Raw genomic sequence first — 9,358 nt, 5'->3', positions numbered from 1 at the left:
CTGCGAATACAATTCAATCTGCCGAAAAACTTTTAACGTCGGAAAACACGAATAACGGAGGAAAAAATGGCTGATATAAAACAGATGTTGCCGGAACAGCAAAAAGCAATTGATTCAATAAAAAATACGGTAGTTGCAGCTGGAGCAGGTTCTGGAAAAACGACAGTTCTTTCGCTCCGATATTTGAATTTGATAAAAAAATACAAATACAACGTTGAGCAGATTTTGACTTTGACTTTTACAAAAAAAGCTACGGTCGAAATGTCCTCGAGAATTTACAACGTCTTAAAAAAAGAAGCGCCCGAGCAGGCTGCGAATTTTTATAAGGCGAATATAAAAACTTTGGACAGTTATTGTAATAGCGTCGCAAAACTTGGTTGCCGTTTTTACGGAATAAGTCCAGATTTTGTTCAAGATGATGAAAGCATAAAAACTCAGGTAAAGGCAAAAGCCCTGCCCTTTTTGCTTGAACATCGCGACAATGAAACTTTAAAAGAGTTTATAAAAGTTCAAGATTACGAGGCGGTTGCAGACAAACTCTTTGTTGAACCGATTCTTGTCCATTCAAAAATTGCAAATCCCATAGATTTTCGTGAGGATTTTAAAAAGCAGTTTGCAAAAATTGTTCAGGAATGGAATAAAACAGTTCATAAAATTTCAGAAATTTTGAACGAAATTGAAAGTTTTGAAGATGAATTTTCGGGAAACCGGGAAAGCAAGTCGTTTGAATCGTATATAAAAGAAAAAAATAAAAATGTTTCTCCAGAAATTGTAGAAATTACGGACGAAAACATCGAAACTCAAAATTTTTCGTTAATAAAAGAATATGCAGAAAAAATAAACGGAATAAATTATTCAAAACCGAGGGTAAAATCGGCAGAAGTTGATTTGCTTAAGGAAAATATTGATTTATTTCGCTCTGCAAAAAGCGATTTGCTTTCGCTTGCAAATTATATTTACGGAATTCCATATTTGGAAAAAATTTTGCCTCTTCTGGAAGAATTTCAAGAAATTGTAATGAATGTAAAACGCTCATCAAACTGTCTGACTTTTGCCGACGTTTCTAATATGGCATTGCAGATTCTTTGCGATTATCCGGAAATTCGTGCCATGGAAAAAGAAAAATATAAAGCAATTATGATTGATGAATTTCAGGACAATAACCTGGATCAGCGCAATATGCTTTTTCTTCTGGCAGAAAAAAAAGAAAGAATGGAAAAAGGCGTTCCGTCGGTTGAAGAGCTTGAAAAAGAAAAATTGTTTTTTGTTGGCGACGAAAAACAGAGTATTTATCGCTTTCGTGGCGCAGATGTTGAAGTTTTTAATAATCTTGCAAAAGATTTTTCTGATGGAACTTTGCAAATGTACACAAACCATCGTTCAAATCCAAAATTGATTTCTGCATTTAATACGATTTTTGGAGGCGATTTGTATTCTGACAAAAATGCAAAAAATGTTGAATTTGCGGTAACTCCGCCGTCTGTTTTTTTTAATGAACGTCAGCAAAAAAATAATTACGAAATTCCGCCTTACGAGGCAATTTATCATTCTGTTTTGCCAGACGAAAAAAAACTCGAAATCGAAGAAAAAAATGAAAATTCAAAAAGAAGAGTAAATCTTGCTTTTTACGAAAAAAATACCGAAGCTCCAAATGGATTTTTTACCGGAACTTTTGCCGAAGCCGAATGGGTTGCTCAAAAAATTGCTGAAAAGCACGGCGAAGGGTATGATTTTTCGGATATGGCGATTTTGCTCAGGTCATATTCAAAACAAGCTGTTTTTGAACGCGCATTTTTGCGTCATGGAATTCCGTACAACACAGAAACCTTAAAAGGATTTTTTTCTGACGGGCCAGTTAGCGACATTGCCGCTTATTTAAAGCTTTGTGCATATTCTGACGACAGAATGGCATACGGAAAAGTTTTGAGTTCCCCTTTTGTAAATTTAACAGTGACGGAAACGGAAGCGGTTCTTTCCTTAAAGCAGGATGTTTTTTCTGACGAAAGTGCAGAAATTTTGCAGGAAGATTCTTTGATTCGTTTTAAGAATGCCGCAAAATTTTATGAGGAAGTTAAGGAATTTGCAAAAGAAAATTCGCTTGCAAAAACTGTTTCAAAACTCTGGTATGAATTTGGTTATCGGTTTGAAACAATGTGGAACGAAACTGTCAAAATGTACGAAAAACTTTACGACCTTTTGTTTGCGCTTGCCCGCGAAGGCGATGAAAAGAATTTAAATCTTGGCAGTTTTGTCGATTATTTGTTTGAATACGAAGAAGAAAAGTCAAAACTTGAAATAAATGTTCCTGTCGAAAAATCAGAAGGCGTTCATATTATGACGGTTCACAAAAGCAAAGGCCTTGAATTTAAAATCGTCTTTATTTGCGACACTCAACGAGGTTCTGTAAACGAAAAAAGCACGGTTCCTGTTTATTACAGCTCAAAATTTGGTTTTGCGCTTAATACTCCGACGTATTTTAAAGATTCAAAAAACTATTTTTATACTCTCGCAAAAAACGAAAATGAATTAAAAGAATGTGCGGAAATGCGTCGTCTGACTTATGTTGCCCTAACTCGCGCGGAAGACGAAATTTTTATTACAAACAGCAGTTACGAAGTTCCAAAAGATGTTGAAGAATATTTGCCAGGCGGAACAAAAAATGCCGATTCAATTTATAAAGTTCTTGCTCCAGTTATCGATTTTTACAGTAAAAAGGACGAAAGTGGAAATTCAAATTATCAAGAAGCCTCGCCTTTTTCTAAAATTGAAATAATTAAACCTTTTTCTCAAGGCGAAGTTTTTTCGGAACAAAAACGCCCGAATACTCAAAAAGCAAAAATTGACTTTGTAAAAGCGCTTTCAAAACAAAGTCCTTACGAAAGCTCGCAAATTCTAAAAAAAGATCAAGTTGAAAAAATTTATGTTTCTCCGAGCAAACTTTACGAAGAAGCCGAAAAAGATGAATTTAGAAAATCTCTTGAAAACAAAAACCGGACGAATTTGCCATTTGCCGAAATAAATGAAATTATTGAAAGACACAAGAATTTTGACTTTAACAATTTTGGTACAATCGCACATTCTTATCTCGAAAATGCGCTGAAATTTTACGGAGAGGAAATAAAAGTTCCGTATAATAATCAGGACGTTTCCGGATTGGAAAATAGCACGGGCGATATTAAGAAAGTTGAAAAAATTTGTGAGCAAATGACGAAAGAATTTTTGAATTCAGATCTTGGAAAAAAAGCGCTGAATTCAGTCTGGCGAAAAGAAGAATTTGAGTTTAAAAGCCGGTTTGGAGAAAAAATTTTGTCTGGTGTAATTGATTTGGTTTTTAAAGAAAAGGATGAAAATTTTTTTGTTGTTGATTACAAAACAAACCAGGAAATTCGTCCGGAAATTTATTATTCGCAATTGGCCTGTTATAGACGCGCAGTTTCTCAAATGCTGTCAGTTCCAGAAGAAAAAATAAGAACTTTTTTGTTTTATTTGCGTTTTGGAAAAGAAATTGAAGTTTTGCCGGAAAATCTATGTTTGAACGAGAATATTTATGAGTATTAAAGAAAATATAAAAATAAAGGTTGCTTCTCCGGAAAATGCAGCTGAACTTTTAGAAATTTATAAGTTTTATGTTGAAAATACGGCAATTAGCTTTGAAATTGAAACTCCGACTCTGCAGGAATTTCGCGCTCGAATCGAAAAAACTCTTAAAAAATATCCGTATTTGATTGCAGTTTCTCAAGCCGACGAAATTTTGGGATATGCTTATGCTGGAGAATTAAAATCCCGGGCTGCGTACGATTGGTCAATAGAAACGTCAATTTATGTAAAAAATGGATACAGAAAGATGGGCATTGGCGGAATTTTGCTTAAAAAACTCGAATTTCTTCTTAAAAAACAAAATATTTTAAATTGTTATGCTTGTATTGCCTATACAGAACGAGAAGATGAATTTCTTACAAACGCCAGTGTAAAGTTCCACGAAAAAATGAATTACCGAATGATAGGGATTTTTAAAGACTGCGGATACAAATTTGACCGCTGGTACAGCATGGTTTGGATGGAAAAACATTTAGGAGAACACAAAAGTTCTCAGAAAAAAACAATTCCATTTAGTGCTTTGCTCGAACAACTTTAAATAAAAAAAGCCTGAAAAGTAAATTTATACTTTTCAGGCAGTTTGGTTATTCAATAAAAATTAAAATTACAGAGTTACACCATCTTTAAAGATTGCAATTTCGCGGTAACCGTTGATTTCGTTCTTTGTCTGTTTTTTTCCAGAACAAATATCGCAAATCAATTCAAGGAGAGAATCGCGAACTTTGTCGCTTGGCTCGTCTAAAAGGCGTGCCGCGTCAAAATCAATCCAGTCAGATTTTTTTTCTGCGAGAGGATGATTTGTTGCAATTTTTACAGTTGGAACAGGAGCGCCGAGAGGAGTTCCGCGTCCAGTAGAGAACAGAATAATGTTTGCTCCAGCAGCAGTCATATCTGTTGTAGAAACAATGTCGTTGCCAGGACCTTCAAGAAGAGTAAGGCCTTTTTCTGTCAGACGCTCCCCATATTTGAGAACCCCTGTAACAGGCGCTTTTCCGCCCTTCTGAACACAACCCAAAGATTTGTCTTCGAGCGTTGTAATTCCGCCGGCTTTGTTTCCTGGACTTGGATTTTCGTAGCAAACCTGATTGTGGCGGGCATAATAATCTTTAAATCCGTTAATAAGATTTACAGTTTCGTCAAAGCGTTTTTTATCAACACAGCGGTTCATAAGCATTTGCTCAGCGCCAAACATTTCTGGAACTTCAGTGAGCATTACGCGGCCGCCCATTCCTGTCATAGCATCGCAAACCCGGCCAATCAAAGCATTTGCCGTAATTCCAGACATTCCGTCCGAACCACCGCACTTCATTCCAAGAACAACTTCTGAAAGAGGAACAGACTCGCGCTTAAACTGGCCAACATATTTTACAAGTTCAGTAATCAGTTCTTTTCCAGCCGAAAGCTCATCTTCTGTCTGCTGAGTTGTCATAAATTTTACGCGGTTTTCATCATATTCGCCCAAAAATTCCTTAAAATAAGGAATATTGTTTTCTTCACAGCCGAGAGAAACAACAAGAACGCCGCCGGCATTCGGGTGATGAACTAAATCTGCCAAAATTTTTGCAGTAGTTTCTTTGTCGCCACCCATCTGGGAACAGCCATAAGGATGAGTCCAGGCAAAAATTCCTTCAAGACCGCCATTTGTATTTGGCTTTGGCTCTTCGCCGTCAAAAAATTTTGCATTTGCCCAGGTTGCAAGGCGTTCAGAAATTTTATTAACACAGCCAACAAGCGGAACAATCCAAATTTCGTTGCGAATACCAATGCGGCCGTCTGCGCGTTTGTAAACGTTTACAGAAGGAACATTTTTGCGCAAGTCCTCAGTTTCCTTGTACCATTTTTCGTAAGCAGCTTTTGCGTTTTCTTCGTTATAAGTGTATTCAAATTTTTCAGAAAGCAAGGTGTGAATGTTGTGTGTGTGAACATGGCTTCCAGCAGGAATATCCTGAGTAGCAGCGCCAATCGGATATCCGTATTTTATGACAGGCTCGTCTTTTTTTATGTCGCGGATTGCGAATTTATGACCGGCTGTAATATCCTCTGTAAGAGTTACTTTAGTTTCCGGCGCATTTCCAGAAGCTTCAAGAATAACTTCCGTGCCTTTTGCCAGCGGCTGAAGCGCGACAGCTACAATGTCAGCCGAATTAATTCTAATAGCGATTTTGCTCATAGTACCCCCAAAAGTGACCTAAAATTAAACAATTAAGTTACGTGCGTTCTGAAAATCTATCATTTTATAAGCAAAAAGTCATTATCAAAATTCGGGCACTCCGCCAAAAGGCGGCGCTACGTTCCGGGCTGCGCTATTCGCTCCGGCCGGCAAAAATGCCGTCTGCTTCGCACCCTGCACATCGCTAGTGCGTTTTTTTAATCCGCCGCCACTGCTCCATAGCCTGAGGCAAAAAAAGTTGTGTAACCTTAATTTCGAGTTTTACTGTCATTATCGGGCTTGACCCGATAATCTATTGAAAATTTCCAACAGGTTCCTGACTGAGTTTACTGCGTAAACATCGCAGTGTCGCAGCACTGGAATGACATAAAAATTACTGTTCTTATCAAAACTCGAAGTTTGAGCTGTTTGTACAAATCGCATTAAATATGTTATACTCGTCCTTGACAGGAAAAATCGGAGAGGCACAATCTTGAAACAGAACAGAACAGAACAGAACAGATAATACACTTTCAATATTTATAATTGCAGAAAGGCCGTTGTGTCTTGGAAAAAGAAATTTTTTCAGGGCATGGCGGTCTTTTTGCGTTTAAACGGAATTTTTCCGAATGCAGTTTTTTTTCTTGGGAAGGTTTCGGAAAAATTCCATTGGCAGACTTTTTGTTTTGGCGGACTATGGAAAAATTCCGAAAGCGGCTTTTTTGTCTGGGGAGCTTTCGGAAAAATTCCGCGGGCAGACTTTCTTTTTAGGGAGTATTCGGAAAAAATCCGCGCCGAGGCTTTGTTTAGTGCCTTCGGAATAATTCCGCAGTAAACATGAAATGTCATTCCCGTGCTGCGACACGGGAATCTGTTGGAAATTTTCAGCGGATTTCCGGGTCAAGCCCGAAAATGACAGGAATATATAGCTGGATTTTCGGAGCAGACTCAAAATGACAGTAATAAATAAAAATTGCCGGCTTTAGAGTCGGAGTTGGAGGTTGAATGAATAAAGTAATTTCTAAGGTTCGTGTAACGGAAGTTGACGGGCTTAGCGATGCGCTTGTGCGGCTTTACAAGGCGGATGAGGGAGTTTCTTCGGATGCGTTTTTGAAGAGCGTGATGGATGAGATTGAAAAGCTTTCTGTTGCGATTACAACTGCAATCAAGAAGGACAAAGTTCTAAGCAATCTTGAAGAGGCTGACGGCGTGCGAGATGAGGCTGTAAAAAATCTTTCGACGCTTTTGGACGGATATGAGGTTTTTCCAGTTGCGGCAAAAAAAGAGGCGGCGAAAAAACTCAAGGCTGTTTTTGACAAGTACGGAAAATCAATCACAACGGCAAACTATGTAAGCGAGTCTTCGCTGATTGAAAGCCTTCTGGAAGATTTTTCTAATGAAGAAGAAACGGTTTGCGCGCTCGACGGAATAAAGGAAATCTTGGAGCAAATCCGCTCTGCTCAGGATTCATTTGTAAAGGCAAGCGACGAGTACAATGCGGCTTCCAGCGTAAAAACAGAAAGCGCCTCTTCGCTAAAAAAGCCTCTTCTTTCTTTAATAAACGACAAGTTGATTCCGTACATTACAGCAATGCAAATGGCAAACAGCGCAGTGTACGCAGACTTTGCAACAAAAGCGGAAGGCGAAATAAAGCGCGTAAACGAAATTGTCTCGCGCCGTGGAAAATAGGAGAAGATGGAGTTTTTCTAATAATTTCTAAATGACATTGCCGTGTTTAACATGGGAATGTCATAGCGATTCTGTCATTATCGGGCTTGACCCGATAATCTATTGAAATTTTACAATAGATTGTCGTGCTTGATACGGCAATCTCTAAATAGATTTTTTATAGGAGTAATAAAAATGAAAAAATCAAAGGTTTTTGCCGTGCTTGCGGCAATGTGGCTTGCAGTTTCTGGCTACAGCGAGAAAATTCCAAAAGGATTTGTAAAAATTCCTGCCGTTTCAATTGACGGAACAGAAAAATGGACTCCGCGTTCATTTACATTCAAAGAAGGACGTAAGTTTGAAATCGCCTCGTTTTACATGTGTGACCATCCTGTAACACGCGGAGAATTCAAGGCTGTTGTTGGAAATGACCGAAGTACTGCCCAGTCTTTCGAGAAGAATGGAAAAAACAACCCTGTAAACAATGTCAGCTTATATGATGCGCTTATGTACTGCAACTTACTCTCTCTTAAAGAAAACTTAACTCCTTGCTATTTATTTGACGGAGAGCCAGGTCCAGCGAGAGCATATCGGGGAGATGTAAAGATTATAACGTGTGATTTTTCAGCAAACGGCTACCGTTTGCCGACAGATGCTGAATGGGAATGGGCAGCGCGTGGCGGTGAAAGCTACACCTATGCCGGAAGCAACGACATAAAAGAAGTTGCATGGTGTACAAATTCTCTCTTAACAAGAAATGTAAAGAGCAAAAAGCCAAACGGTTACGGACTTTACGACATGTGCGGAATCCTTTGGGAATGGTGCTGGAACAGTAATTTGGTATCAAGCGACACGGCAATCTCAGTCAAGGATCGGAACCATAGTTTCTGGCTACGCGGCGGTGTTTCGTTCTATAACAAAAATAATTGTATGCTCTATGACGAAGATTCGATATACTTTTTTGGCGAAGCCGACTATGCGAGTGTTGCCGAGCGTTACTACGACGACGGTAAACTCTCCCTAGGCCGCTGTACCTTCCGCGTTGTTCGCAATGCAAAATAACGTTGGCTAGTTCTGCAGCAAAAAAGGGCTGTCCTAAAAATCAGGACAGCCCTTTTTTGCTTTTATAGTATTTTAAGCTAACTATTTTACAATCTCTGCAAGAGCTGCTTTCATTCCGTTTTTCTGAATGTCTGCAAGGTTCTTTGCTACGCTTTCTTCAAGGCCTGCGTATTTTGTGAGGTCCTCGTGCCAGAAATCAACATTTGTAAGAACTTTCTTTGTGATTTCCTTTGCGTCTTTTGTCTCTTTGTTGAGAGCCGCAAAGAATTCGAGAACTGGAAGAGTGTCCTTGTTAGGATAAACGCCCTCTTCTCTCTTTGACTCAAGATATTTCGCGCCTTTGTCGTCTGTCTTGATTTCTGTTCCGTTGTAGAAAGCAATCAAAGCTGCGATTGAGAATGAAAGGAGCTTTGGAACTGAGCCTTTCTTTGCGATGTACTGTGTTACAGAAGGCAAGCAACGTGTCCAGTATTTTGCAACTGAGTTCAAAGAAATTTCGATCAAGCGGTGCGGGTTGAACGGGTTCTGGAAGCGTGACCATACGTTCTCAGCGTATTCTTTGAGGTCTTCCTGATCTCCGTCGATTGAAGGAATAATCTCGTTGAAGATTACGTTGCGCATAAATTTCTGAGCGTCAGCGTTTGGTGTGTTGAATCCTGTTCCAACTTTTTCAGAGCAAACAATGTCCTGAACGTAGTTTGAGCCTGCAAGGAAAGCTGCCAAAACAGAAGATGTGTGCGCGCCGTTCAAGATGCGTACTTTTCTTGTGTGGTAGTAGTCCATGTTCTGAACCCATTTAACTGAAAGTCCAGCCTTAACGAGAGGAAGCTCATCCTCGTGTGATTTTTTAGACTCGATAACCCAGAAGTGGAAAAGCTCTGC

The 9,358-nt window shown here is 39.0% G+C and carries 5 protein-coding genes and 1 pseudogene; 4 read left to right on the top strand and 2 right to left on the bottom strand.

Annotated elements, in window-relative coordinates:
- The first annotated feature begins 66 nt into the window (after positions 1-66).
- Both B4N75_RS02230 and B4N75_RS02225 read left to right on the top strand, forming a co-directional pair.
- Positions 67-3,558: a UvrD-helicase domain-containing protein gene (locus B4N75_RS02230; protein ID WP_296706509.1), complete on the top strand. Its 3,492-nt coding sequence runs from the start codon at positions 67-69 to the stop codon at positions 3,556-3,558.
- Positions 3,548-4,135, top strand: a complete 588-nt coding sequence (locus B4N75_RS02225; RefSeq protein WP_296706507.1) for a GNAT family N-acetyltransferase — start codon at positions 3,548-3,550, stop codon at positions 4,133-4,135. Before B4N75_RS02230 ends, B4N75_RS02225 begins: the two co-directional genes overlap by 11 nt.
- 66 nt (positions 4,136-4,201) lie before the next feature.
- Here the strand turns inward: B4N75_RS02225 and B4N75_RS02220 are convergent, their stop codons facing one another.
- Entirely contained in the window at positions 4,202-5,767 is a 1,566-nt protein-coding gene (locus B4N75_RS02220) for a UxaA family hydrolase (RefSeq protein WP_296669090.1), read from the bottom strand.
- A gap of 984 nt (positions 5,768-6,751) precedes the next feature.
- On the opposite strand from B4N75_RS02220, the gene B4N75_RS02215 reads away from it, so the two are divergent.
- Positions 6,752-7,435 carry a DUF6261 family protein gene (locus tag B4N75_RS02215; protein WP_296706505.1) on the top strand — a complete coding sequence of 228 codons (684 nt, stop codon included), beginning with the start codon at positions 6,752-6,754 and terminating at the stop codon, positions 7,433-7,435.
- A 174-nt stretch (positions 7,436-7,609) separates the two neighbouring features.
- Positions 7,610-8,476 carry a formylglycine-generating enzyme family protein gene (locus B4N75_RS02210; RefSeq protein ID WP_296706504.1) on the top strand — a complete coding sequence of 289 codons (867 nt, stop codon included), beginning with the start codon at positions 7,610-7,612 and terminating at the stop codon, positions 8,474-8,476.
- Positions 8,477-8,557: 81 nt separating this feature from the next.
- On the opposite strand, the pseudogene B4N75_RS02205 reads toward B4N75_RS02210, so the two are convergent.
- A pseudogene (locus tag B4N75_RS02205) lies at positions 8,558-9,358 on the bottom strand (tagaturonate reductase); the annotation flags it as partial.

Origin of the sequence: Treponema sp. UBA7570, from assembly GCA_002477955.1 — a bacterium.
In the GTDB taxonomy this organism is placed as follows: domain Bacteria; phylum Spirochaetota; class Spirochaetia; order Treponematales; family Treponemataceae; genus Treponema_D.
The sequence above is the reverse complement of the archived record's forward strand: the minus strand, read 5'-3'. Positions and strand labels throughout refer to the sequence as shown.

What these genes read in the sequence shown, in the direction of transcription:
- B4N75_RS02215 (WP_296706505.1), top strand. Translation starts at nt 6,752, where the DNA reads ATGAATAAAGTAATTTCTAAGGTTCGTGTAACGGAAGTTGACGGGCTT.
- B4N75_RS02230 (WP_296706509.1), top strand. Translation starts at nt 67, where the DNA reads ATGGCTGATATAAAACAGATGTTGCCGGAACAGCAAAAAGCAATTGAT.
- B4N75_RS02220 (WP_296669090.1), bottom strand. Translation starts at nt 5,767, where the DNA reads ATGAGCAAAATCGCTATTAGAATTAATTCGGCTGACATTGTAGCTGTC.
- B4N75_RS02225 (WP_296706507.1), top strand. Translation starts at nt 3,548, where the DNA reads ATGAGTATTAAAGAAAATATAAAAATAAAGGTTGCTTCTCCGGAAAAT.
- B4N75_RS02210 (WP_296706504.1), top strand. Translation starts at nt 7,610, where the DNA reads ATGAAAAAATCAAAGGTTTTTGCCGTGCTTGCGGCAATGTGGCTTGCA.